The organism is Mesorhizobium sp. CA12, from assembly GCF_020165255.1.
Taxonomy (GTDB): domain Bacteria; phylum Pseudomonadota; class Alphaproteobacteria; order Rhizobiales; family Rhizobiaceae; genus Mesorhizobium.
Genome location: NZ_JAIUHT010000010.1, coordinates 200252 through 223450 on the forward strand (window position 1 = coordinate 200252; position 23199 = coordinate 223450).

Sequence of the window (23199 nt, forward strand, 5' to 3'; positions counted from 1 at the left end):
GCTCCCCAACACCCCCCCGCCCATGCCGTCGGTTGCCCTGTTGCGCGCTTTTCTGAGCCCGGACGGCTGCGTCAGCTGCGGCTAATCATCGGCTGGAATTAAGCTTCTGGATACGTCCCTTATCCAGCCGGAACACGCCGTCGGTACCGCCTTGCTGCTCGAAGTCGGTTTGAAGCTCGTCCCACGTGCCGAGATATGCGCCGCACTCGGCGCAATGGATCGGTGTTGCTGGCTGGGCATCGGCCGGGATCTGCAGACGAATGGTGCCGCAAAACGGGCATTCCAGTTTGTGGTCCAGATATTCGCCAGCCATTTTGCGGAGCATCGCGCAACAAGCACGTCTTCGCAAGCAGGGAATTTCCGGCGAGCTTTGCTTCAGCCGAAAGCAGCCGGTCGCGAAATGCCGCCGCCAGATCCGACGGGCATCCGTCGCATTCAGCCGGTCACACGCGGCTTGAGGTGGACGTCTGAACACGCGCCCTTATGATGCGTGCTTCTCGCAGAAGCGACGGTCGGTCGCGCCCAACGGCCTTTATCAGCCTTCTGGCTTGAGCCTCCGAGATGCCGGTTTTCTCTTTCAGCAGAATGACGAGCTGCTTGTCGTCAATTCGACCGTGGGAACTCCCTTCACCGGGTTCAGTCATATCAAGATCCTCCTTCCAACCGAACTGGGAAGACCGTTGAAAGTTTCAATGCGGCTTTGCTTGCCTAGCCGCTCTGTGGCGGCATTATCCGCCCAGCAGTCTTCGCAAGGCGAATCGAGTTGGCGGAAAGCCGTCCGGCTTTTGGCTGTCGAGCCCGGAGCTCGCCCGTTAAAGCGGCTCGATCTCCGAAAACAGCCAATCGCGAAACGCCTTCACCTTGCGCTGGCGGATTGCCTCCGGCGGATAGACCAGATAGAAGCTCGACACCGCCTTCAGCGCGTGGTCGAACGGCCGCACCAGCCTGCCGGTGGCGAGGTCGGCGGAGACGAGCATGGTCCGGCCGAGCACCACGCCTTCGCCCTGCACGGCCGACTCCACCGCGAAAGTGGCTGAATCGAAAGTGAGCCCGCTATTCGGGTCGACATCTTCGACGCCGGCGCTGGCCAGCCACGCGGCCCAGTCGATGCGGTAGCCGTCGCGGATCAGCGTGTGGTGCTTGAGGTCCTGCGGCTGCTTGAGCGGATGCGGCCCTTCCAGAAGCTTCGGGCTGCAGACCGGAAAGACTTCCTCGCCGGTGAGAAACTCCGACGTCAGTCCGTGATAGTGGCCGGCGCCGTAGCGGATGGCGACGTCGATGCCGTCGCCGCGGAAATTGGTCAGTCGCCCGGTGGTCGAGACGCGCACGTCGATATCGCCATGCGCGCGATGAAAGCGGTAGAGCCTCGGCACCAGCCATTTTCCGGCGAAGCCGTCCGAGGTGCTGACGTTGAGCGTCGAGCCGGAATGGCGCGAGGTCGCGGTTTGCGTCGCCAGCGCGAGCTGGTCGAGCGCCTCGCGCACGGCAACCGCATAAGGCTCGCCGACCAGGGTGAGTCGCACCGAACGCGTCGCGCGCTCAAAGAGCTGCACGCCAAGCTGGTCCTCCAGATGCTTCACCGCGCGGCTGATCGCGCCATGGGTGAGGTTCAGCTCGTCGGCGGCCCGCGAAAAATTCAAATGCCGTGCAGCGGCCTCGAAGGCCGGCAAGGCGTTGAGCGGCGGCAGTCTGCGGGCCATGACGACAAAGCCATTTGTGAGTTATGGTAACAAATACTTGCCAAATTTTGGTTTGTCCGTCGAGCCTTTTCCAATCAAAAATCCTCACAGAATTTGTGATCAATACTCACTTAAGATCAAACCTGCGAGGACATCATGGCCACCGTTCATCCCTTCCTCTGGTTCAACCTCGATGCCGAAGCCGCGCGAGATTTCTATCTCTCGGTCTTCAAGAACAGCCGCGCGCTGCGGACCATCGAGTTCACCGACAAGCCGCATGCGATCTTCGATTTCGAGCTCGAAGGCCAGCGCTTCACCGCGCTCAACGCCGGCGGAGTGCCGCCCTTCAACGAGCGGATTTCGCTCTACATCGAAACCAAGGACCAGGCCGAAACCGATTATTTTTGGAACGCGCTGACCGCCGGCGGCGGCTCGGAGCAGCCCTGCGGCTGGCTGAAGGACAAGTTCGGCGTCTATTGGCAGGTCATTCCCGAACAGGCGCTGCGCCTGATGAACGACCCCGACCGCGCCAAGGCCGACCGGGCGCGTCAGGCGATGTATTCGATGAAGAAGATCATCCTCGCCGATATCGAAGCAGCCCACGCCGGCCGCGCCTGATTTTGAACCCATCGCGGAAAGACGGAGAAGACCCATGACCAATCTCTCCATGACATCGCTCAATGGAAAGAAGATCATCGTCGTCGGCGGCAGCTCCGGCATCGGCTTCGGCGTCGCGGCAGCGGCGCTTGAAAGCGGCGCGGAGGTGGTGATCGCCGGCCGTTCGGCCGAAAAGCTGAAGGCCGCCGAAAAGCGGCTCGGCGGGGCAGGGCGCGTGACAGGCATCGCCGCCGACATGGCCAATGAGGCCGAGGTGTCCGGCTTGTTCGAGCAAGCCGGCGCTTTCGATCATTTGGTGGCGACGGCCGGCACGCCGCCGCCCAATTATCCGATCGGCGAGACCGACATGGATTTCGTGCGCGGCTTCGTCGACGGCAAGCTGATCGGCGCGGTAATGCTGGCCAAGCACGCCGTGCGCACGCTGAACAAGGCTGGCTCGATGATCTTCACCTCCGGCATCAACAAGGACCGTCCGCCGGTCCCCGGCGGCTCTGTCGTCGCGGCGGTCGCCGGCTCCTTCACCTATTTCGCCCGGGCGCTGGCGCTGGAACTTGCGCCAACCCGCGTCAACATCGTCTCGCCCGGGTGGGTGGATACCGAAATGTGGGACGAGATCGTCGGCGCCGCCAAATCAGGCTATTTCGAGCAGATAGGTTCCCGCATCCCGGCTGGAAAGATCGCCAGGCCCGCCGATATCGCGCCGGCCTATCTCTATCTCATGCAGAACGAGTTCATGACCGGCGAGACCGTCCACATCGACGGCGGGCAAAGGCTGGTGTGAGCGGTAGAGCCGGACCTCGATTTGAAGGTTCCGGCTTCACCTATTGCCGTCCACAAGGGCCGGCGTCGCCTTCCAGGCCTTCGCGGCCAATGGCGTTTCCGGCGGAACGCTAATATAGATGATGCTCGAATGAGCAGCGCCTCCGCACCGCTGAGGAACGCCATGCGAAGGGTCATCGTCACAGCCATGTGGATTGTCGCCGCGACAGGCGCCGATGCTCATGACTGGTACGAAAACAAGGTCGACCCGGTGACGAATTTTAAATGTTGCGGCGGCACGGATTGCCGCCCCATCCCCGAGTCTGCCGTGCAATCCGGGGCCGACGGCGGCTATGTCTATCTACCCGATGGCTTCAACATCCCGCCAGACCGCGTGCAGGAATCGCCGGACGGCCGATACCATATCTGCGAGAACCATTACGTCATAACCAACCAGCCCTATCTGCGCTGCTTCTTCGCGCCGCGGCTCAAGGTCTCCCGGCTGCTCCCGCGCTAGTCACGGCCCTCGACATCTGCATGGCACCTGACACTGGTCATCGCGACCATTTGAGCTTTCACTTTCGTGCGAAGCTGAAGGTGAAATGGCTGCCGCGGTGATAGACGGCGGCATGGACGACCGGGGCTCCGGTCCCATCGAAACAGGTTTCCGTAATGAGCAGGGCTGGCCCAAAGCCGCGCAAGTCGTTGCGCTGCACGATTTCCTCGGGCAGCGTTACGGCTGCAACGGAGGCGGCCGACATACGCGGCTGATGGCGGTGCTTTTCCAGCAGGGCGAGCAGCGAGCCGCTCCATTCGATGTCGAAAAGGCGCCCCGGCAAAAAGCTGCGCGGTACGTAGTCGAGCGAATAGATGAGGGGCAGATCGTTGTGCAGCCGCAGCCGTTCAAGCCGGATGACGCGCTCTCCGTCCGCTAGCCGCAATTGCTGCTGGATAAATGGATCAGGCGTTTCCTCGGCGATGGAAAGAACCTTGTTGACGGTGTTGTAGCCATAGTGGCGCGACATGTCGGTCACGCTTTCGAACACCGTGATTGGACGGTCGACCTGGACGGCGGAGTTCGCGGTCACGAAGCGGCCGAGACCATGAGTGACGGAGATGATGCCGTCCTGTTCGAGAAGCTTCAGCGCTTCGCGCAGGGCAGGGCGCGAGATGCGGAAGCGCTGCGTCAGCTGGGATTCCGTTGGCAGCCGGTCGCCGGGCTTGAGCCCTTCGGTCCTGATGAGGTCGGCCATGCGGTCGCGCAGCTGAACCGCCAATGTGCGCGCGTCCCGAAGCGGCTCGTCCAAGTCCCTCTTCCCCATTGTGCCAACTCTCCTTTTGTTGTCGGACAATCGCGCCCAGGTCAAGCGGAGGCATGCGGTGGCGATCGCGTGTCGTATAGGCAACGCATGCAAACCTATCCGCAAAATTTCTCTTGAAATGTGCTCCCTCAGATGTCAGTTGTCTTACAACTTAACTGATCGAGGGAACGATGCTCAATTTCGATGAAGCCCGGTTTATGCGCATCCAATCGGGGGCGGTGGCCTTGCGCGAGCGCATTGAAGTCGTTGTGGCGCAGTGCCTCGCCGCCGAGGCGCAAAACATCTTCTTTCTCGGCACCGGCGGTGCAGCGATCCTGATGCATCCGGCGGCGCAACTGCTGCAGCGCCGATCTGGCTTTCCGGCCTTCGTCGACATCACCGCCGAGCTGCAGCTTGTCCAATCCGTGCACCTGACCGACAAATCGATCGTCGTGTTGCCCTCGCTCTCCGGCACGACCAAGGAAAGCGTGGCACTGCTGTCCCGGATCAAGGACGTCGGGGCGACGGTGATCACGCTGGTCGGACATGAGGAGACGCCGCTCGGCAAGGGCGGGGACCATGTCTTCGTCAACTTCGCCGAGGACGACACGTCCTGCGAATCCTTCTATCTCCAGTCGCTCTTCATCGCGCTTGCAGTGCTGAAGCATCGCGGCGAGCTCGCCGAATCCGAACGGATTTTCACCGAACTGGAGCAGTTGCCGCGACTGTTGCTGGAGGTGAAGCGGAGCTATGAACAGGAAGCCGCCGGCTTCGCGCACAAACTCGCCGCCTCCGACTATCACATCATAACCGGCGCCGGGAATGTCTGGCCGCAGGCCTGGTATTACGGCATGTGCATCCTGGAGGAGATGCAGTGGATCCGGACTCGCCCCGTGCACGCTTCAGACTTTTTCCACGGCACGCTGGAGCTGGTGGACAAAGACGTCAGTGTCGTGCTCTTCAAGGGCGAGGACAGCGCCCGGCCGCTGGCCGATCGCGTCGAGAAATTCGCGCCTGCCTATACGGACAAGTTGACGGTGCTCGACACGGCCGATTTCGAATTGCCCGGCATTTCGCCGGATGTGCGCGCGCTGGTTTCGCCGGTCGTGCTCGCGACCGCCCTCGAACGGGTCAGCGCGCATCTCGAGGTGATCCGTAACCACCCGCTGACGACGCGCCGCTACTATAAGCGCGTTGCCTATTGAGCTTAGCTCTCGGCGTCAGCTTGATCGCAACGCAGGATATGAGCAGCCTTCGATTTGCCGCCGTCGGCGACAACTGCATCGACCGCCTCGGAGCGCCGATCGGCCGCTCGCTGGTCGGCGGCAACGCGCTCAACGTTGCCGTCCAGCTCGCGCGGCTTGGCCATAACAGCTTCTATTTCGGCGCGGTCGGCCGCGACGCCGAGGGCGAACGCACCCGCGCTGAGCTCGAAGCCAATCGGGTGGCGGTCAAGCACCTGCGCGTAGACCAGCGCAACACCGCTTGGACCGACATCAAAGTCTTGCCGTCGGGCGAGCGTTTGATTGCTGCCGAGGATTTCGGCGCCTGCGCCGGCTATGCGCCGGACCAGGCCGAACTGGCGATCCTGGGGACGATGGATCACGTCCATATCGGCTGGCTGGATGACGGCGGCGCTTTACGCAGGCGCCTGTCGCGGGCCGGCGTCAGCGTCTCGCAGGACATCTCGGTCAACGCCGATCCCGCCGATCTCGGTGTGGAGGGTTTGAGCATAGTTTTCTGCTCGACCGGCCAAAATCGCGACGCGGCGGAAGGGATGGCCGCGGATCTCCTGTCGCGCGGCGCAGGCTGCGCCGTCGTCATGCGCGGTGCCGAGGGGTCGATGGCGCTGACGGCCCGCGAGCGCGCCGAGACCGGCATCCGCCCGGTCCAGGTCGTCGACACGACCGGCGCCGGCGACAGCTTCATCGCCGGTTTCCTGCATGCCTGGCTGGCGAGGAAGCCGCTCTTGCTGTGCCTCGAAAGCGGCCGCGATCATGCCGCTCTGGCCTGCTGCCATCTCGGCGGCTTTCCCCAGGAGGGGATGCCCCATTGAAGCTCAGCGTTTGAGCGAGCGGCCGAACCGTTCCTCGATGCGGGACTGCAGGAATTCGAGCCCAATGGACAAAAGCCAATAGATCATCGAGGCGGTGATCAGCATCTCGATATGCCGGAACTCGGTCTGGCCCTGCGTGCGTGCCAGATACATGATCTCCCAGACCCCGACCACCGAGACCAGGGAGGAATCCTTCAGCATCGCGATGAACTGATTGCCCGTCGGCGGCACGATGACGCGCATCGCCTGTGGCAGGATCACCAGGAACATCGTTTGATTGGGGCTGAGCCCAAGTGCGGTGGCGCCTTCCGTCTGGCCGCGCGGGATGCTTTCGATGCCGGCACGGAAAATCTCGGTCATATAGGCGCCGTAGCAAAGCGACAGCGCCATGATCCCGGCAGGCACGGCCCCGATCACATAGCCGACCTGCGGCAGGCCGAGATAGATGATGTAGATCTGCATCAGCAATGGCAGCCCGCGAAACAGCGAAGTGTAGAACGTGGCCAGGCCATAGACGATGCCGTTCTTGGACAGCTTGGCTATGGCGCCGATGAAGGCGATGACTGTCGCGATGGCGATCGAAATGGCGGAGATGTAGAGCGTGGTCACCACGCCCTGCGAGATGAGGAAACCGATCTTCCGGGCGATGAAAGAAAAGGACAGGTCAAAGGAATAGAAGAACAGCATCAGCAGCACGAACAGCTCGATCCATACCGCCACGATCTGCTGCTTGCGCCCGAGTTGCTGCAGCGCCTTCCAGTTGGCGGCCACGATCAGCGCGATCAGCACCGCCGAGACGGCTCGCGCCACCACGGGATTGGCCGCAAGCCATTCGATCGAGCTCGGGATCAGCTTGCCGATCCAGTCTGCCTTGATGCCGAGACCGTAGAGGCCCGCGGCGAAAGCGGCGAGCGCCAGGCACACGCCGATGCGGCGTGCGGCGTCCGGATAATTGAGCAGCAGTCTGCCGATCACCTGTCGATCTCCCTTCTGGTTAGCGGGCTCGTTCGCGCCACCAATCTTGCGCCTGCAGCTTCCAATAGGTGAGTTGCGCCGCGGCAAGCCCCACCGGTCCGCCTGCCCAGGCCAGTCCGAACGGCGCGAACAGAAGGTGGCGGTCCGATTGGCCGAGTACCGCCTCGGCGACCACCTTGCCGGCTATGGCCGTCGTGTTGATGCCGTGCCCGCCAAACGCGGTGAGATACCAGGCGCCTGGCTGCAGCTGCCCGATCTGGGGCATCAGGTGGCGGGCGTAGGCCATCAGCCCCGACCAGGCGAGTTCGGTCTTGAGCGCAGCGAGCTGAGGGTAGGTTCCAACCATCTCCCGGCGCAATTCCCTGGCCAGCGCCGCCGGTGAAGCGGCCCGCGTGGTGATTCGCCCGCCCCAGAGCAGCCGCTTTCCATCCTCCACGACGCGGTAGTAGTCGCCGGCCCGGCGGTTGTCGCCGACGGCATCCGTCGTCGCAATGGCGCCGGCGATGAGATCGGGGGCTTCCTCGCTCAGCATCACATAGGTCGCGATCGGTAACATGGCCCGCTTCAGCCGGCCGACCAGCGGTCCTGTATAGCCGCCGGTGGCAAACACCGCTTGCCGCGCGCGTACTTCGCCGCTTGCGGTGCGTAGCGTCTTGTGCGGGCCATCGAGTTTAGCCTCGATCGCGCTGGAGTCCTCGTGAATCCTGCCGCCCAGCCGCTCGATCTCCGCCCCGATGGCGCGCAGATAGTTCAGCGGATGCATGTGGAAGGCGTTGCCATCGCGCAGGCCTTGGTAGTAGCGCTCGGAACGCAGCACAGCGCGCACCTGGTCGCGCTCGAGATATTCGAGCGGATAGTCGAAATCCCGCGCCAGCTTCTCTGCATGAGCCTTCAGGTCGGCGCCGCCGTCATGGCGCAGCACGCCCATGATTCCGGGGCGAGGCTTCGCTGCCGTGATGTCGAGATCCTTGATCGTCTGCCGCACGAAATCGACGCCTTCGATCGACAGCCGATGCAGCTCTCGTGCCGCCGCCGCGCCGGCCATCGCGGCGATCTTGTCGCTGCCGGTCGCGAAGCCGGGGCTGACGAAGCCGCCGTTGCGGCCCGAGGCGCCGAAGCCGATGCTCTCGGCTTCGAGCAGCACGACCTGCTGCCCGGCGCGAGCCAGCTGCAGCGCCGTCGTCAGACCGGCCAGTCCGCCGCCGACAATGACCGTGTCGCATTCGGCCGGACCCTCGAGCGGTGGTCTGACCTTCTCGTCGGCAAGTGTACGGCGATAATAGGTGTCGGGATAAGTCATGATAGGTTCTGACGGAAGCAGGCGGCCTTGAGGGGCCGCCCGCGATGAGCGTCAATCGGCGCTGTAGTTCTTGCCGTACCACTTGGTGGTCAGCGTGGCGAGCGTGCCGTCTTTCTTCATCTGGTCGATGATGCCGCCGATCTTGGTGGTCCACTCGGCATCGCCCTTGTCGGCGATCACCACCAGCGGTTCGCGGAAGGCGTAGTCGCCCTCGATGATGCGCAGCGGATAACCGTTCTTGATGGCGTTTTGAGCGGTCTGCTCGGGCGCGATGACCGCGTCGAGCCGCACGCCGTCCCCAAGTCTCAAATCGTCGAAGGGCAGCATGGAATCGGCGAAAGTCCGGATTTCGCCAGGCTGCAGCTTGTATTCGATTGGCGGAAGGCCGGGAGCGTCGATCTCCAATTGGCGGCGGATGAAATCTTCCGAAGTGGTGGCGGTCTCGACGCCGATCACCTTGCCGTTCAGATCGTTCACCGATTTCGCCTTGCTGTCTTTGTGGACCACATAGACATAAGGGCTGTAATAATAGATGCCGGCGAAATCGATCACCCTGGCCCGGGCCTTGGTCGGCGTCACCGAGCCGACGCCAAGATCATAGCGGCCCTGCCAGTGGCCGCCGGTCATGGTCGCCCAATCGGGAGTCTCGAAGCTGACCTCGACGCCGAGGCGCTTGGCGATTTCTTTCGAAACGTCGATGTCGAAGCCGACCAACTGGTTGCTCTCGTCGAGAAAGCTCTGCGGTGGCCAGCCGCTGTTGGTCGCGACCACCATGGCCTTCTTGGTTGTGACGCGATCCAGGGTTTCTCCCGCCCACGCTGCCGACGCAAATGCGAGCGCGCCGGCAGCCAGCGCGAAACAAGCGATAAATCTCCTCACGAAACCTCCCTCTCGTATGTAAGATGTCTGACAACGCAACTTGTCCGTAAGCGGGAGGGTGAGTCAAGCGTCTTTATCGGCGCATCGTCGAGTTTGGCCTGCGATACGCGTTCCCGGCGTTGGCCGGATCGGCATTGGTCGAATTTTCTTGGACTTTTATGCGATCGGCCGCAGCCGCCGCCTGTTATGCGCATTCGCGGATCAGTCGGGCCGCCACCAGCTCTCGACGCTCGCTGCTGAATACCCGGCCCGTTGGGCGCGCCCAATCCATGCTGAAGACGTTGCTGGTTCATGGCAGGCACGCGCGCTCGCCAACACGTCGGGGCAGGCTGCTGCTTCTCAACCCGCGGCGTGCGATACGTACAAGCGCAAAGGGTCGCTTCTCGACTACGCTTGGGTCTGGTGATCGACACCCGCCGGACGCTCGGACTGCGCGTATCCGAAATAGCCCATGATTTCCCGCGCCTCGCCGGCGTCGAAACGGCAAGCCACTTCCATCGGCAGGCTGGATCGCCAGCTGCCCCGATAGTCGGTGATCGGCTGGTTCACCTGGGCGTGCCGGCGAGCGGAATGCGGCGTGCGCACCGCCCTTTCGCGCCCCCATATGACGGGCTGCTGGTGATAGTTCAGAATGCCTGGATCGAAGGTCACGCCAATGAAGCGGCATAGGCGTTCGATGGAAAGCGCAGGCGATTCGATGAAGTCTTCATAACGCCACAGGATGCTTTCGCCCTTTTCGATACGCTCCATCGAGGCCTTGCTGTCGGCGATCCATCTTTGGAAAGCCTTGTCGAAATCGCCCTCGTAACGCTGCCCGAGCGAGGCCACGATGTCCCTGCCGTCGCGCGTGACGACGATGAAGCGCGCGCCCGGGATCGTCTCGATGATCTGCCTCGTATAGTGGATATGGTTCGGGGTCTTTTCGACCCAGACGCTGCGGCGTGAAATGGCCGCCTGCAGCAAAACCGCGCTTAGCTTGGTCCATCGCGCCCCATCGCTTGAGACAAACGCGCTTGTCTCGCGGCGAACAGAGAAAATTTCCGGATGCGCAGCCAGTATCCGGGCGAGCAAAGTTGACCCCGTATGCCCGCATCCGCAAATGAATATTGAAACCTTGGGCTTCGGAAGAAGCCGCACCACGCCTCTATTCACGATTTCGTTTCCCCCGGAGATTCTAAACAACCTTTTTCTTCCGGGGATTTCAATAGGGAATGCTTATATGCGGTCAGTGACGAACAGCTAATTGCTGCCGGCGCTTTGACCTGGAGGCAGGGTGGCTGGAGTGAAAGGCTCCGTTGTCAGGCCGGCAGCCCGAGCTGCTTTCGCAGGCTCTTGTCGAATGCGGATGCGGGGACGAAACGGCGCAGGAAACTGACTTGGCGCGCTGTCTTTCCCGCCGCATAGCGCCGCTTCGGAGCGGGATCGGTCGCAGCCGCCACAACGGTGTTGGCCACCACTTCGGGTGTATCGCCTTTTTCCATCGCCTTCCGCACGGCTATGGTCATGCCGGCGCGCGCGGCGTCATAGACATCGAGCACCTGGTCCGGCCTGGCCAGATTGTCTTCGAACAAAGTCCGGGTATAGGCCGGCTCGACCAATGCGACGCGAATTCCGAACGGCCGCACTTCGTGATCAAGCGATTCGGAATAGCCTTCAACGGCATGTTTGGTCGACGAATAAAGCGCGAAATAGGGGGCGGGGATGAACCCCTGCACTGAGCTCAAGTTGACGATCCTGCCCTTTCCTTGACGTCGCATGATCGGCAGCACCGCATTGATCATGCGGATGACACCGAAGACGTTCACGTCGAACAGAGCCTGGGCCTGTGCAGTCGAGGATTCCTCCGCGCCGCCAAGCAGGCCGATGCCGGCATTGTTGACCAGCACGTCGATGCGCCCGGCATCGGCCAGCACCTCATCGACCAGCTTCGCCACGGACGCGTCATCGGTCACGTCGCAGGTCAGCATGGTAATGCCGTCGGTTTTCTTGGAGACCGCGCGACGGCTCGTTCCGAACACGCGAAAGCCGGCGCTCTGCAGCGCCTTGGCCGTTGCGTGCCCAATTCCGCTGGATGCCCCTGTGACGATGGCAACGCCAGGATTGGTCCTGTTCATGGAGATCACTTTCTTTGGGTTGGACTGGAAAGCAGGAAAGGCTGGAGCAAAGAGCGTCAATCACGAGCGGCTCGACCGTTTACGCCGTGCCCGTCCCAGCGCCGGAACAGCATGCTGGCATTGACGCCGCCGAAGCCGAAGCCGTTGGCGATCGCGTAGTCCATCTCCATCGGCCGGGCCCGGTTTGCGACGAAGTCTATTCCGTCGCCGGCCGGATCGGGGGCGCTCAAATTGAGGGTCGGCGGCGCCATTTGGTCCCTCAGCGCCAGGATGGTGAAGATGGCGCCAATTCCGCCGGCGGCTCCGAGCAGGTGTCCGGTCGCCGACTTCGTTCCGCTGACGGCTATGGAGAAATCCGCGCCGAAAACGGTTTTGATCGCTTCGATTTCTCCCAGATCGCCCACCGGCGTGGAGGTCGCGTGCGCGTTGAGATGGCGGATCTCGCGCGGTGAAATGCCGGCCTGGGCGATCGCGATCTCCATGGCGCGACGCGCGCCATCCCCATCCTCGGGACCGGACGTGACGTGATGGGCATCCGCCGTCGTGCCGTAGCCGACGACCTCGGCGAGCGGTTTCGCGCCGCGCGCCAGCGCATGGCCCAATTCCTCGATGACGAGGATGCCGGCGCCTTCGCCCATGACGAAACCATCCCGCGTCATGTCGAACGGACGCGAGGCCTGATCGGGACGGTGATTGAAGGAGGTTGAAAGCGAGCGCGCCGCCGCGAAGCCGCCCAGACTGACGAGGTTCATGCAGGCTTCCGTGCCGCCGCACACGGCGATGTCGGCTTCATCGGCGCGGATGATGCGCGCCGCATCGCCGATCGCCTGAATGCCGGCGGCGCATGCCGTTACCGGCGCGCCGATGTGGCCCTTGAAGCCGTAACGGATCGTGATGTGGCCGGCGGCGAGGTTCACCAGGAAAGACGGCACCGTGAACGGCGAAAGACGCCGAACGCCGCGCTGGTCGACGGTGCGCACCGCCTCGGTTATGGCGGGGAACCCTCCGATACCTGAAGCAATGATCGTCGCGGTGCGAAGCCGATCCCTTTCCGACTCCGGCTTCCATCCCGCCTGGGCAAGCGCCTCTTCCGCCGCCGCCAGCGCGAAAAGGATGAAGCGATCGATCTTGCGCTGATCCTTCGGCGCCAGGAAAGCATTCGCATCGAGACCGGCTTCGGGATCCTCCTCCAGCGAAAGAACCGTTCCGCCGATCTTTGTCGGCAGGGTTTCCACCATGTCCTCAGGAAGCCTTCGAATGCCCGAGCGGCCGGCCAGGAGACGCGACCACGACGTCTCGGTATTTGCGGCAAGGGGCGTGACCGCGCCCATGCCCGTGACAACAATCCGTCGCATCTATTCTCCTATCGATCTGAGTAGCCAGCCCGCGCCGGTCAAACGCTGACGGTGTCGCGAACCTGTTCGGCCGCTGCATCCAGAAAGGCCTGCGCGAGGTCGGGATCATTGACGACGCGCGAGAGAACCACCGCACCGACCATCGTCGAGAGGACGGCCATGGCTTTTTCACCGGTTTCCTCGTTCCCAGTCCTGGCAATCATCCTGCCGAGCACTTCAAGATATGCTTTGATCCCCATTTCGAACGACGCTTTCACCTCGGTCCCCTGTCTGGCCGCATCCGACCCGAGCGCCGCGACCGGGCAGCCGTCCATCCTTTCCTCGCGATGGCCCATGCTGAGATAGAACTCGATCACCGCCCCAAGCGGATCGCCGGGATTCGCTGCAGTCGCCGCCGTCCATCTGTCGGCAGCGCTCTCCATCGCGCGCCTGGAAGCTTGCGCCGCAAGGTCCTCCTTTGACGCGAACTGCTTGTAGAAAGCGCCTTGGGTCAGCCCGGCGCCCTTCATCAAATCCTTAAGGCCGATACCGTCAAAACCGTGCTCCCGAAAAAGCCGGCTTGCGACATCGATCACGGTTTGCCGGTTCTGCTCAGCCTGAATGCGGCTCACGCGCATCGTCGACCTCCATATTTTAGATTACGTACGACATCTATAATTCAGTTAGAAGCCGAACGCAATCTGTCAATAGGCGGCGCCCCACGTAGCGGTTTGCTACGGGCTGAATGTGCCTGCTACAGGCCCAGATCAGTTTCGATGCCGAAGCGCCGCGACGATCACCGCCATCGTCTCGGCGTTGCCGGCGGCGACGGCGGCAAAGGCAAGTGCCGATGCAAAAAGGCCGATTGCCGAAAGACGAAATGCAGCCATTGTGACCTCCTCAGACCGGCCGGAGCAAAATCCGCGGGAAACCGTTAGGTCCCATTAAGACCATGCAGGAAACCGCAAGGATGGCACAATCTGTCGACAAACAGGAACCGCTCGCCTTCCGCTTCGCCGATGATGGGCTGGTGCCCAATCATCCGCGCTGGCCCATGCTCTTCTATCCCGGCGCCGTGCAGCTGCCGGACGAAAGCGATCCGGCTGCCGTTTTCGAGGATATTTTCGGCGCCAATGGCTGGGGCGACAGCTGGCGCAACGGCATCTACAACTTCGTCCACTATCACTCGCGCATTCACGAGGTGCTGGGCATCGCGCGCGGCACCGCCGAGGTCCGCTTCGGCGGCGATAAAGGCAAGGTGCTGGAGGTGAAGGCGGGCGACGTGGCGGTCCTGCCGGCCGGCACCGGCCATCAGCGCCTGTCCGGCTCGGCCGATCTTCTCGTAGTCGGCGCCTATCCGCCCTTCGGCACCTATGATTTGTGCCGGAGCCCGGAGCAGCACGCCGAGGCGCTGCGCACGATCCCGAAGGTCGGCCGGCCCGACAAGGATCCGCTCTTCGGCGGCGACGGGCCGCTGCTGAAAGCCTGGAGCGAAGGCTGAAATGGCAAGCATCGTCGCCATCGAGCATGTGACGCTGGACGGTGTCTTTCAGGCGCCGGGGCGCGCCGACGAAGACACACGCAATGGTTTTGCGCACGGCGGTTGGGGCAATCCAGGCAGCGACCCGAAGATGCAGGAAGTCATTGGCCACGCCATGGCCGGCGGCTGGTCGTTGCTCGCTGGCCGCACGACTTATGAGGATCTTCACGAGGCCTGGGCTGTTCGTCAGCCGGCCAGTCCGATGACCAGGGCGCTGACCGGCGCACGGAAGTTCGTCGCCTCGCATGACGCCGGCTATGAGCCGGGCTGGGAGAATTCGGCGCTGCTTGCCGGCGATGCCGGGGAGACGGTGCGCGCGCTGAAGCAAGGTCACGACGAGGTGCTGATTGTGTTCGGCAGCGGCAAGCTGCTGCGCGCGCTAATGCGGCACGGGCTTGTCGATGAGCTGGTGCTGATGGTCCACCCTCTGGTGCTGGGCACAGGCTCGCGCCTTTTCGAGCCGGGGCAGGCGCCCTCGATGCTGAAGCTGTCCAACCAGGTGTCGACCGCGACGGGGGTGGCCATCCTCACTTATGCATTCGATGGCAAGGCCGCGGCGGAGCGGCCAGAATAACCGGAACCCGCGGTCCTTCCTCTATGGATAATGCGTTTTCTTCGGCGCGTAGCTTGCCGGATCGAAATCGAGCTCCTTCGGCAGCGGCTTGCTCGAGCATTGCAGGTGCATCTGGCGGGCAAGAAGCCGTCGCTGCTGGTGCTCATGCTCCTTGACCGCCGCCACCATCCCCATGCTGTAAGGGCCAAGAAGCACGCCGAACCCCCAGCCGGGATGGTCCTTCTCGCGCTGGGCGTAGTCCGATGCCGCGGCGCGGGCTTGCTGGCATTCCGGCGATGCCCATTTCGGATCCTGCTGCGACAGCGAAGCGCCATTATCGGCGGCAGAGGACACGCATCCCGCCGCTGCCGCGCAGAGCGCAACGAGCACCGCAATTCTCATCGTTTGAGTCCCTGCTAATTCAAGGCGGAGAGAACACAGAACGCTCCTTCGCACAAGCGAGATAGCTGCGAAAAGCAACGGGCAGGGCGGGACAGCCGCCATCGTCGTCCTTCGGCGCTCCCGAGATTTTTTCAACGTCTCGTTCCGTTTCCGCCCACCATTTCGTCCTTGGTTCCGTCCCAACAAAAAAGGAAAACCGCAATGGCTGGAATGGTCGTCATCTACAAGCAGCCGGCTGACGCGGAGGCGTTCGACAAGCATTATTTCGAGACGCACGTACCGCTGGCCAAGAAGATCCCGGGTCTGAGGAAATACGAGGTCAGCCAGGGGCCGATCACGGTGGTGGCCGGACCGTCCGATGTCTACCTGATCGGGACGCTTTATTTTGACGATCTCGAAGCGATGAAGAGGGCTTTCGCAAGCCCGGAGGGAAAGGCGGCCGGGGCGGACCGCCGGCTTTACGCACCCGATCAATCGGGGGTCCAGATGTTCCTCTTCGACAGCAGGGAAGTTTGAGCCCGCGGCCGAGACAGGACGATCGGCCGCCGAGAATCGCGGCCGCATCGCTGCTCACGTCGACTTTTTCCGCTCGATGTCGATGCGTTTTTGCTCCGCCGCGGCGATCGCGGTTTCCATCACGGCATCCAGATCGGCCATCGCTTCCAGATGGCCGTGATCGACGATCGACTTGCGCAGCATGCGCATGGCCAGCAACGCGTCGTCCAATGCCTGTTCGACATTTTTGACCATGGCCGGGTCAGCCTTTGCGCCGGCTGCGCTTGTTCGGCGCCGGATCGTCGGCGGCCGGCCTGTCCGGACGATTTGCCAGGGCCTTGCGCGCCAGCGCCTCGGCCGCCGACCGGTCCGGATTGCCGGCCGGTATCGTGACCGCGCCGGGCATCGCAGCACCCGGCTGTTCGCCCAAGCCGTTGTCCTCGCGCTCGATTTCCTCGCAGGCCTGATGCCAGTGCTCCTCGTCCTGGCCATTCGCTTCGCCGCTGCGTTGCCAGATCTCATAGGCGCGGCGCTTGATGCGTTCGTATTTGTCGGTCGCCATTGTCCGATCCTCCGTCATCTGTTCAAACGCGCGCTGGCCGCGAATGATCCGTGACGGGGACAGGGAATGGATAAGGTTGCGACTCAGAACCTGCGGCTGAGATAGGCCGATCCGCCGAGGCCAAATCGCCACTCGGCTTCCACGCCCTTGGTGAGGCCGATCCGGCGACCGGCGAGGATTGCAGCCGGGTCGGCCTCGGAACGGGCGAACTCGAACGGCGGCGCGGTAAGCGAGAGCCCGTTATGCGAACCGTCGATGCCCAGCGCCTGGCAGAGCTTGCCGGGACCGGAGCACAGCAGCCGGTCGTCATCTGTTTCGCGCCGCTCGCGCATCGCGGCGATGCCGGATTGCGGCTGGATGGCGCGGATCAGCACGGCGCTGCCCGGCAGGCACACCGCGTTCAGGCACCAATGCAGCCCGTAGGAACGATAGACATAGGCGGTGCCGGGCACGCCATACATCGGCGCGTTGCGCGGCGTGCGGCCGCGAAAGCTGTGCGATGCGGGGTCGTCGGGCCGGTAAGCCTCGGTCTCGACGATGATCCCGCCGACGCCGGCGAGCCCAAGCCTGGCGCCGATCAGGGCGCGCGCGACGATAACCGCGTCGCGGGCAAAGAAATCGGGCCCTACACTAAGCGGCATGGCGACCGGTGTCGTTCAGACAGCTCATCATCGGCGTCCGCTCTGCCCAAAAGATTGCGCGCCGCGCGCATGAAGATCCGCGAGCCGATCGGGATGAGATCATCCGGGAAATCATAGTCGGGGTTGTGCAGGGAAGGGTGCCTTTCGCCGGCGCCGAGGAAGAACATCGCCGACCTCGCATTGTGGCCGAAAATACCGAAATCCTCCGAGGCGCGCATCGGCAGCGCCTCTTCGCTGCGCGCAATGCCTTCCGCGTCGAGCGCGCGGTTGAGATGCTCGACCGCGTCCGGCGCATTGACGCTGGCGACGAAGATTTCGTGATAGTCGAAACGCACGGCAAGGCCGTGCTTCGCGGCGATCTTCCTGGCAAGCGCTTCCGCGGCGGCGACCTGCTCGGCCATGCGCTCGTCGCGGCGGGTGCGCAGCGTCGCCCACACTTCGGCATAGCCGGGCGCGATGCCGAACACGGCTTCGCCCATCGCGCAATGGGTGACGGTTACCATGCCGAAATCCTCGTCGGTGAAGGTCCCGCGCCCGAGCGCGGGCAGCGCCGGCATCAGCTCGCTCACCGCCGGCATCGGCGAGATGCCAGTTTCCGGCATCGAGGAATGCGCCGTCTTGCCCTCGAGCACGATGCGCATGCCGCGCGAGGCGCAGTTGACGGTGCCGGCCTTCAGCCGCACCTCGCCGAACGGCACGCCCGGCAGGTTGTGCAGCGAAAACGCAAAATCCGGCTGGATCTCGCCAAAGCGCGGATCGGCGACGACCCCGGCCGCGCCATTGCCGGTTTCCTCCGCCGGCTGGAACATCAGGACAACGCGGCCGCGCGCCGGTCTTTCGCGTCCGAACTGGCGACCGAGCGCCGCCAGGATCGCGGTGTGCCCGTCATGGCCGCACATATGCGACTTGCCCGGCACCTGCGAGGCATGCGCCACACCCGAAAGCTCCGCGATCGGCAGCGCGTCGAGCTCCGAGCGGAACAGCACCGTCGGGCCGGCCTGCCCGCTGTCATAGACCGCCGCGACGCCGTGGCCGCCGAGCCCGGTCAGCACCTTGTCCGGCTCGGTATCGGCGAGGAAATTCACCACCTCCTTCGCGGTCCTTTCCTCCTCATTCGAGATTTCCGGCTGCCGGTGCAGCTTGCGCCGCCATTCGGTGAGCTCGACGATGTCTCGATTGGTCAGGGTCATGGGTTGGGGCTCCGATGGGTTTTTCAGGTCACACAAACACGATAGGTTTTTTCTCGCGCCGTGCCATGCCGATCAATTCGGATAGGCCATCGGCCTCCGCGAAATCAATGCCGCTATCTCCCCGCCTTCACCTGCGGCAGGTCGCGGCTGATCGGACGGAGGCGACGCTCGTTCTGTCCACCCGCAACGCTCCGCAAAAGTTCAGAACCGTTGCCCGATGGTCCCGTCTTGATAGGGAGCCGTCGCGCGGCTTTCTTTTAGCTCCCGGCATCGGCCAGACTCAATCAAGAAATGCCACGTAAACCGCTGAAATCCTTGACACGATTTTCATTCCGCTCGCCTACCCATTAGAGACATGAAAAGGCATGACGAGCGGCTGGTGTCGGGTCCCTCTTCCGAGGCAAGGAGCGAAGCCGTGGAAGCCGGCATCCTGCGCGACCAGCTTGCCGATCTGAGCAAGGGCGTCTTCATCTCGATGCCGATCGGCACGGTGCTCTCGGCCTTGATCCTGGCGGTGCAGCTCTTGTCGGGGGGCGGCCTTGCCGCGGTGCTGTGGTTCGTGGCGATCGCCTTGATCAACGGCGCGCGCGTGGCGCTTGCCGTCACCCAATCGGAAGCCGCCGGCGACAACCCGAGGGCGGTGGGCGCCCGGCTTTCGCTTTATGGCCTGATGGCGCTTGCCTCGGGCGTCGCCTGGTCTTTTCTGGCGCTGCTGAGCGACGGATACACGACCAGCCAGGCGCCGCTCTATCTGATCGTGCTCGCCGGCACTTCGGCCGGTTCGGTCACCTACGGCACCTCCTACGCGCCGGCTTCGATCAATTTCATTATCCTGCCGCTCCTCACCGCCGCCGGCTGCGTGCTTGCAAAGGGCGGCGTTGAAAATTACGTGCTCGCCTTCACCGTGCTGCTTTTCCTTGGCGGCATGGTCAGGAGCGCGCTGCTCGGGCAATTCCGCTTCCGCGAGACGAGCCGGCTCAAATACGAGGCGAGCGAATTCGCCGCCGAGATGGAGCGCAACTCCAGGCGCGACCCGCTGACGAATCTGCTCAACCGCTATGGGCTGGAGCAGGCGATTGCCAAGCTCGGGCTCTCCGACGGCCCGTTCGTGGCCATGCTGATCGACCTCGACGGCTTCAAATCCGTCAACGACACCTATGGCCACAACATCGGCGACGATCTTTTGGTCAGGGTGGCGCGCCGGATCGAGAACCACGCTCCGCAAGGTGCCACGATCGCGCGCATCGGCGGCGACGAGTTCGTGCTGCTTTTCTCCGCCGGCAGGTCGCAGCAAGCGGCCGGCGAGCTTGCATCCGCCATCATCACGGCCATCGCCAATCCGGATCCGGAGTTGAATTCGGTGCGCGTCGGCGCCTCGATCGGCATCTACCAATCGGAAAAGCCGCGACTGACCGAGATGCTGCTCAAGGCGGATTTCGCGCTCTATGCCGCCAAGCGCGGCGGTAGGAACGAATATTGTCTCTTCGACGCCGGGCTGGACGCCGCGCTGGAACGTAAGAATTGCATCGAGCGCGACCTGCGCGGCGCCATCGAAACCGGCACGCTCTGCTCCTGGTTCCAGCCTTTGGTGCGGCTCGATACCAACGCGGTGGTCGGTTTCGAGGCGCTGCTGCGCTGGCACCATGATGTCCATGGCGCCATCTCGCCACCCGAGATCGTCACTGCCGCGCGCGAAACCGGGCTGCTTTCGCTTCTGACCGAGACGGTGTTCTTCAATTGTTGCGCCATTATCGCAGAGCTCGTGAAGCATGGGCGCCGCGATGTTCGCGTCGCGATGAACCTCTCGCCGCGCGAGCTCGAGGCCGGCAATGTCGACGACATGATCCTCGACGGCCTGAAGGCCAAGGACGTGCCTGCCGCGATGCTCGAGATCGAGATCACCGAGGAGGCGCCGGTCGACCGCGACCGGGTCGACGAAAAGGTCGGGCGCCTGGCGGATGCGGGCATATCGATCGTGCTCGACGATTTCGGCACCGGCTTCTCGACCCTGGTTTCACTCAAGGACAGCCGCATCCGCAAGATCAAGATCGACAAGGATTTCGTGCGCGACCTGGCGAAATCCCTCGAGGACCAGGCCGTGGTCGAGGCGGTGATCGGCCTCGGCCGGACGCTGGGCATCGAGGTGATGGCCGAGGGGGTCGAGACCGACGCCGACCGTATGATCCTGCGCTCGCTGGGCTGCCTGATTGGGCAAGGCTATCTTTTCTCGGCCGCGCTCCCCCTGGGCGATGCGCTCGCCTTCGACGCGACCGGTAGTTCCGCCACCGAGGCCCTTTTCAAGCCGCGGCGCACGCCCAAGAGCGGCAACGCCGCCTGATTGGCCACCGCCAAGGGCATTCATTGACTTGGCGGGCAACCGGCATCGGAAGGACAGGGTAGCCGCGGCCCGCGTGAAACCTTTTGATTTTTGGGCCGTTGTGGCGCGATGTCCCCGGCCAAGCACAAACCGAAACCGGCCGACAGCGCCACGCAGCGCGGTGCAAGCAAGCCGCGTTCGGCGCCGCCGCGCCAGGACAAGCCGCGCCAGTCGGAACCGCGCGGTGCCCCGAAGCCGCGCGCGCAGAGGGCGCGGGAAGACACACGGCACGAAGACCGGCTGAAAGACGACAAGGCACAGCAACGCAAGCCGCAGGCCGGCGAGGCCGAAGAAAAGGCATCCGCCGATGCCGCGCCGGAAGCCATCGGCCATGCCGGGTCGCCGCCGCCCGAGGCGATCGAGCCGGATCCCGAGCTTTCGCCTGAGGAGGCCGTGCGGGCGCGCAAGAGATATCTGCTGCGGCGCTTCTGGATCAGCGGGCGCGGCTATTGGGGTTTGCGCGGCGACAGGCTTGCCTGGCCGCTGACGATCGGGCTGCTCACGCTGATCTGCGTCAATGTCGGCTTCCAATACGGCATCAACCGCTGGAACCGCGCGATCTTCGACGCCATCGAGCTGCGCGACGCGCACACCGTCTACTGGTTGAGCGCCGTCTTCCTGCCGCTGGTCGCCGGCAGCATCAGCCTGGTGGTCGCGCAAGTGTACCTGCGCATGACCATGCAGCGCCGCTGGCGCTCCTGGCTGACCACGGCCGTCATCCAGCGCTGGCTGGCCAGCGGCCGCTACTACCAGCTCAACCTCGTCAAGGGCGACCATGCCAACCCGGAGGCTCGCCTCACCGAGGATCTGCGCATCGCCACCGAATCACCGGTCGACTTCATCGCCGGCGTCCTCAACGCCTTCCTGTCGGCCTCGACCTTCATCGTGGTGCTATGGACGATCGGCGGCGCGCTGAGCTTTTCGCTGGGCGGTTCCACCATCACCGTGCCCGGCTTCCTCGTCGTCACCGCGGTCATCTACGCGGCGATCACCTCGACCTCGATGTTCGCCATCGGCCGCCGTTTCGTCCAGCTTTCCGAGGACAAGAACCAGGCCGAGGCCGAGTTCCGCTACGTGCTGACGCGCGTGCGCGAGAATGGCGAAAGCATCGCGCTGCTGGGCGGCGAGGAGGAGGAGAACGCCGGCATCGACCGCACCTTCGCCGGCGTGCTCGGCCGCTGGGCGCGGCTCACCGGCCAGCACATGCGCACGGCACTGGTCTCGCAAGGCTCCAGCCTGTTCGCGCCGGTGGTGCCGGTGCTTCTATGCGCGCCGAAATTCCTCGACGGCTCGATGACGCTGGGCCAGGTGATGCAGGCGGCCTCCGCCTTCGCCATCGTGCAGGGCGCCTTCGGCTGGCTGGTCGACAATTATCCGCGCCTGGCCGACTGGAATGCCTCGGCCCACCGCATCGCCTCGCTGATGATGTCGCTGGACGGGCTGGAGCGCGCCGAGGAGAACGACAAGCTGGGCCGCATCCAGCGCGGCGAGACCGCAGACGGCGCGATGCTCAGCCTCAACAATGTTTCCGTGACGCTCGACGACGGCACCGCCGTGGTCAAGGAAACAGAGGTGGAGATCGCGCCTGGCGAGCGCGTGCTGGTCTCGGGCGAATCCGGTTCGGGCAAGTCGACGCTGGTGCGGGCCATCGCAGGCCTCTGGCCCTGGGGCAGCGGCAGCGTCGATTTCCACCCGGGCAAGCGCCTCTTCATGCTGCCGCAGCGCCCCTACATCCCGTCCGGCACGCTGCGCCGCGCCACCGCCTATCCCGCCCCCGCCGAGAACTGGAAGACGAAAGAGATCAATGCGGCCCTCGACAAGGTGGGCCTCGGCTATCTGAAGAGCCGGCTGGAGGAAGAGGCGCCTTGGGACCAGACGCTGTCGGGCGGCGAGAAGCAGCGTCTCGCCTTTGCCCGCCTGCTGCTGCACGCGCCGGACATCGTGGTGCTCGACGAGGCGACCTCGGCGCTGGACGAGAAGAGCCAGGACAAGATGATGCGGACGGTGATCAAGGTGCTGCCCCAGGTCACCATCATCAGTGTCGCCCACCGCGCCGAGTTGGAAGCCTTCCACACACGAAAGATCACGCTGGAGAGGCGTGAGGGCGGCGCGCGGCTGGTGAGCGATGTCGAGCTCGCGCCGAAGAAGCGCGCGCCGGGCCTGCTGCAGCGCGCGCTGTGGGGCAGCGGCGGCGATAAGGGATAGGGGCACTCTGACGTCGTGCGCAATCGCCGGCGGCGCTCCCCCAATCGCCAAGCGCGCGGCCTTCGCAAGCCTGGGTTCCTCGCCCGACAAAGTGGGCTACGCCATGCACATCTTCTGTGACTGGCGTGACTGATCAGGCCGCGGCTTGATTGCCACGTGGTTCCCCCAATCCGTCGCTGCTTCGCAGCGCCACCTTTCCCCCCTCCGGAGGGAAAGGAA

26 protein-coding genes are annotated in these 23199 nt (G+C 63.8%); 10 read left to right on the plus strand and 16 right to left on the minus strand.

Going from position 1 to position 23199, the window contains the following annotated elements; genetic code table 11:
* Positions 1 to 85: 85 nt before the first annotated feature.
* Positions 86 to 313, minus strand: a complete 228-nt coding sequence (locus LB520_RS18480) for a hypothetical protein (protein WP_095768463.1) — start codon at positions 311 to 313, stop codon at positions 86 to 88.
* A 499-nt stretch (positions 314 to 812) separates the two neighbouring features.
* Positions 813 to 1700 carry a transcriptional regulator GcvA gene (locus LB520_RS18485; protein WP_224638401.1) on the minus strand — a complete coding sequence of 296 codons (888 nt, stop codon included), beginning with the start codon at positions 1698 to 1700 and terminating at the stop codon, positions 813 to 815.
* Between the two features lie 135 nt (positions 1701 to 1835).
* Here LB520_RS18485 and LB520_RS18490 point away from each other — a divergent pair, with 135 nt between their 5' ends.
* The 3 genes from LB520_RS18490 to LB520_RS18500 all read left to right on the plus strand — a co-directional run bounded on the left by LB520_RS18490 (position 1836) and on the right by LB520_RS18500 (position 3573).
* The gene (locus tag LB520_RS18490; protein ID WP_224638402.1) at positions 1836 to 2297 is read left to right on the plus strand and encodes a VOC family protein; all 462 of its coding nucleotides are present in this window, start codon (positions 1836 to 1838) and stop codon (positions 2295 to 2297) included.
* Between the two features lie 34 nt (positions 2298 to 2331).
* Complete coding sequence (locus tag LB520_RS18495) at positions 2332 to 3078, plus strand: SDR family oxidoreductase (RefSeq protein WP_224638403.1); 747 nt, start codon at positions 2332 to 2334, stop codon at positions 3076 to 3078.
* A 129-nt stretch (positions 3079 to 3207) separates the two neighbouring features.
* The gene (locus LB520_RS18500) at positions 3208 to 3573 is read left to right on the plus strand and encodes a hypothetical protein (protein WP_224638404.1); all 366 of its coding nucleotides are present in this window, start codon (positions 3208 to 3210) and stop codon (positions 3571 to 3573) included.
* A 58-nt stretch (positions 3574 to 3631) separates the two neighbouring features.
* Here the strand turns inward: LB520_RS18500 and LB520_RS18505 are convergent, their stop codons facing one another.
* Positions 3632 to 4363, minus strand: a complete 732-nt coding sequence (locus LB520_RS18505) for a GntR family transcriptional regulator (protein ID WP_318012112.1) — start codon at positions 4361 to 4363, stop codon at positions 3632 to 3634.
* A gap of 185 nt (positions 4364 to 4548) precedes the next feature.
* Between LB520_RS18505 and LB520_RS18510 the strand changes: the two genes are divergently transcribed.
* The gene (locus tag LB520_RS18510; RefSeq protein ID WP_224638406.1) at positions 4549 to 5562 is read left to right on the plus strand and encodes an SIS domain-containing protein; all 1014 of its coding nucleotides are present in this window, start codon (positions 4549 to 4551) and stop codon (positions 5560 to 5562) included.
* A gap of 38 nt (positions 5563 to 5600) precedes the next feature.
* Positions 5601 to 6413 carry a PfkB family carbohydrate kinase gene (locus tag LB520_RS18515; RefSeq protein ID WP_224638407.1) on the plus strand — a complete coding sequence of 271 codons (813 nt, stop codon included), beginning with the start codon at positions 5601 to 5603 and terminating at the stop codon, positions 6411 to 6413.
* A 3-nt stretch (positions 6414 to 6416) separates the two neighbouring features.
* On the opposite strand, the gene LB520_RS18520 is transcribed toward LB520_RS18515, so the two are convergent.
* From LB520_RS18520 to LB520_RS29155, 8 genes are all read right to left on the minus strand, one after another.
* A complete protein-coding gene (locus LB520_RS18520; protein WP_224638408.1) occupies positions 6417 to 7388 on the minus strand; it encodes an amino acid ABC transporter permease in 972 nt (323 codons plus the stop codon).
* A 19-nt stretch (positions 7389 to 7407) separates the two neighbouring features.
* Positions 7408 to 8688, minus strand: coding sequence for an NAD(P)/FAD-dependent oxidoreductase (locus LB520_RS18525; RefSeq protein ID WP_224638409.1), 1281 nt, complete (start codon positions 8686 to 8688; stop codon positions 7408 to 7410).
* A 51-nt stretch (positions 8689 to 8739) separates the two neighbouring features.
* Complete coding sequence (locus tag LB520_RS18530; protein WP_140847683.1) at positions 8740 to 9567, minus strand: transporter substrate-binding domain-containing protein; 828 nt, start codon at positions 9565 to 9567, stop codon at positions 8740 to 8742.
* Between the two features lie 387 nt (positions 9568 to 9954).
* Positions 9955 to 10719 (minus strand): sulfotransferase, encoded by a 765-nt coding sequence (locus LB520_RS18535; protein ID WP_318012110.1) that lies wholly within the window; start codon positions 10717 to 10719, stop codon positions 9955 to 9957.
* Positions 10720 to 10865: 146 nt separating this feature from the next.
* Positions 10866 to 11681 carry an oxidoreductase gene (locus tag LB520_RS18540; protein WP_224638410.1) on the minus strand — a complete coding sequence of 272 codons (816 nt, stop codon included), beginning with the start codon at positions 11679 to 11681 and terminating at the stop codon, positions 10866 to 10868.
* Positions 11682 to 11737: 56 nt separating this feature from the next.
* The gene (fabF, locus tag LB520_RS18545) at positions 11738 to 13036 is read right to left on the minus strand and encodes a beta-ketoacyl-ACP synthase II (RefSeq protein WP_224638411.1); all 1299 of its coding nucleotides are present in this window, start codon (positions 13034 to 13036) and stop codon (positions 11738 to 11740) included.
* Between the two features lie 38 nt (positions 13037 to 13074).
* Complete coding sequence (locus LB520_RS18550) at positions 13075 to 13653, minus strand: TetR/AcrR family transcriptional regulator (RefSeq protein WP_224638412.1); 579 nt, start codon at positions 13651 to 13653, stop codon at positions 13075 to 13077.
* A 129-nt stretch (positions 13654 to 13782) separates the two neighbouring features.
* Positions 13783 to 13905: a hypothetical protein gene (locus LB520_RS29155; protein ID WP_263481842.1), complete on the minus strand. Its 123-nt coding sequence runs from the start codon at positions 13903 to 13905 to the stop codon at positions 13783 to 13785.
* 80 nt (positions 13906 to 13985) lie between these two features.
* Here LB520_RS29155 and LB520_RS18555 point away from each other — a divergent pair, with 80 nt between their 5' ends.
* Together LB520_RS18555 and LB520_RS18560 are read left to right on the plus strand one after the other, a co-directional pair.
* Positions 13986 to 14516, plus strand: coding sequence for a cupin (locus LB520_RS18555; protein ID WP_224638413.1), 531 nt, complete (start codon positions 13986 to 13988; stop codon positions 14514 to 14516).
* A 1-nt stretch (position 14517) separates the two neighbouring features.
* The gene (locus LB520_RS18560; protein WP_224638414.1) at positions 14518 to 15129 is read left to right on the plus strand and encodes a dihydrofolate reductase family protein; all 612 of its coding nucleotides are present in this window, start codon (positions 14518 to 14520) and stop codon (positions 15127 to 15129) included.
* Positions 15130 to 15150: 21 nt separating this feature from the next.
* Here LB520_RS18560 and LB520_RS18565 read toward each other — a convergent pair whose 3' ends face one another.
* On the minus strand, positions 15151 to 15510 hold the full coding sequence (locus LB520_RS18565) for a hypothetical protein (protein ID WP_224611641.1): 360 nt from the start codon (positions 15508 to 15510) through the stop codon (positions 15151 to 15153).
* Positions 15511 to 15711: 201 nt separating this feature from the next.
* Between LB520_RS18565 and LB520_RS18570 the strand changes: the two genes are divergently transcribed.
* On the plus strand, positions 15712 to 16026 hold the full coding sequence (locus LB520_RS18570; RefSeq protein WP_224638415.1) for an EthD family reductase: 315 nt from the start codon (positions 15712 to 15714) through the stop codon (positions 16024 to 16026).
* 54 nt (positions 16027 to 16080) lie between these two features.
* Here the strand turns inward: LB520_RS18570 and LB520_RS18575 are convergent, their stop codons facing one another.
* The 4 genes from LB520_RS18575 to LB520_RS18590 all read right to left on the minus strand — a co-directional run bounded on the left by LB520_RS18575 (position 16081) and on the right by LB520_RS18590 (position 18398).
* A complete protein-coding gene (locus LB520_RS18575; RefSeq protein WP_140847661.1) occupies positions 16081 to 16260 on the minus strand; it encodes a hypothetical protein in 180 nt (59 codons plus the stop codon).
* Positions 16261 to 16267: 7 nt separating this feature from the next.
* A complete protein-coding gene (locus tag LB520_RS18580) occupies positions 16268 to 16567 on the minus strand; it encodes a DUF2934 domain-containing protein (protein WP_224607495.1) in 300 nt (99 codons plus the stop codon).
* 83 nt (positions 16568 to 16650) lie between these two features.
* On the minus strand, positions 16651 to 17208 hold the full coding sequence (locus tag LB520_RS18585) for a DNA-3-methyladenine glycosylase (RefSeq protein WP_224638416.1): 558 nt from the start codon (positions 17206 to 17208) through the stop codon (positions 16651 to 16653).
* Positions 17193 to 18398 (minus strand): amidohydrolase, encoded by a 1206-nt coding sequence (locus tag LB520_RS18590; RefSeq protein ID WP_224638417.1) that lies wholly within the window; start codon positions 18396 to 18398, stop codon positions 17193 to 17195. Before LB520_RS18590 ends, LB520_RS18585 begins: the two co-directional genes overlap by 16 nt.
* A gap of 355 nt (positions 18399 to 18753) precedes the next feature.
* Here LB520_RS18590 and LB520_RS18595 point away from each other — a divergent pair, with 355 nt between their 5' ends.
* Both LB520_RS18595 and LB520_RS18600 read left to right on the plus strand, forming a co-directional pair.
* The gene (locus LB520_RS18595; protein ID WP_224638418.1) at positions 18754 to 20736 is read left to right on the plus strand and encodes a putative bifunctional diguanylate cyclase/phosphodiesterase; all 1983 of its coding nucleotides are present in this window, start codon (positions 18754 to 18756) and stop codon (positions 20734 to 20736) included.
* Between the two features lie 108 nt (positions 20737 to 20844).
* Positions 20845 to 22980 (plus strand): ABC transporter ATP-binding protein/permease, encoded by a 2136-nt coding sequence (locus tag LB520_RS18600; protein ID WP_224638419.1) that lies wholly within the window; start codon positions 20845 to 20847, stop codon positions 22978 to 22980.
* Positions 22981 to 23199: the final 219 nt, after the last annotated feature.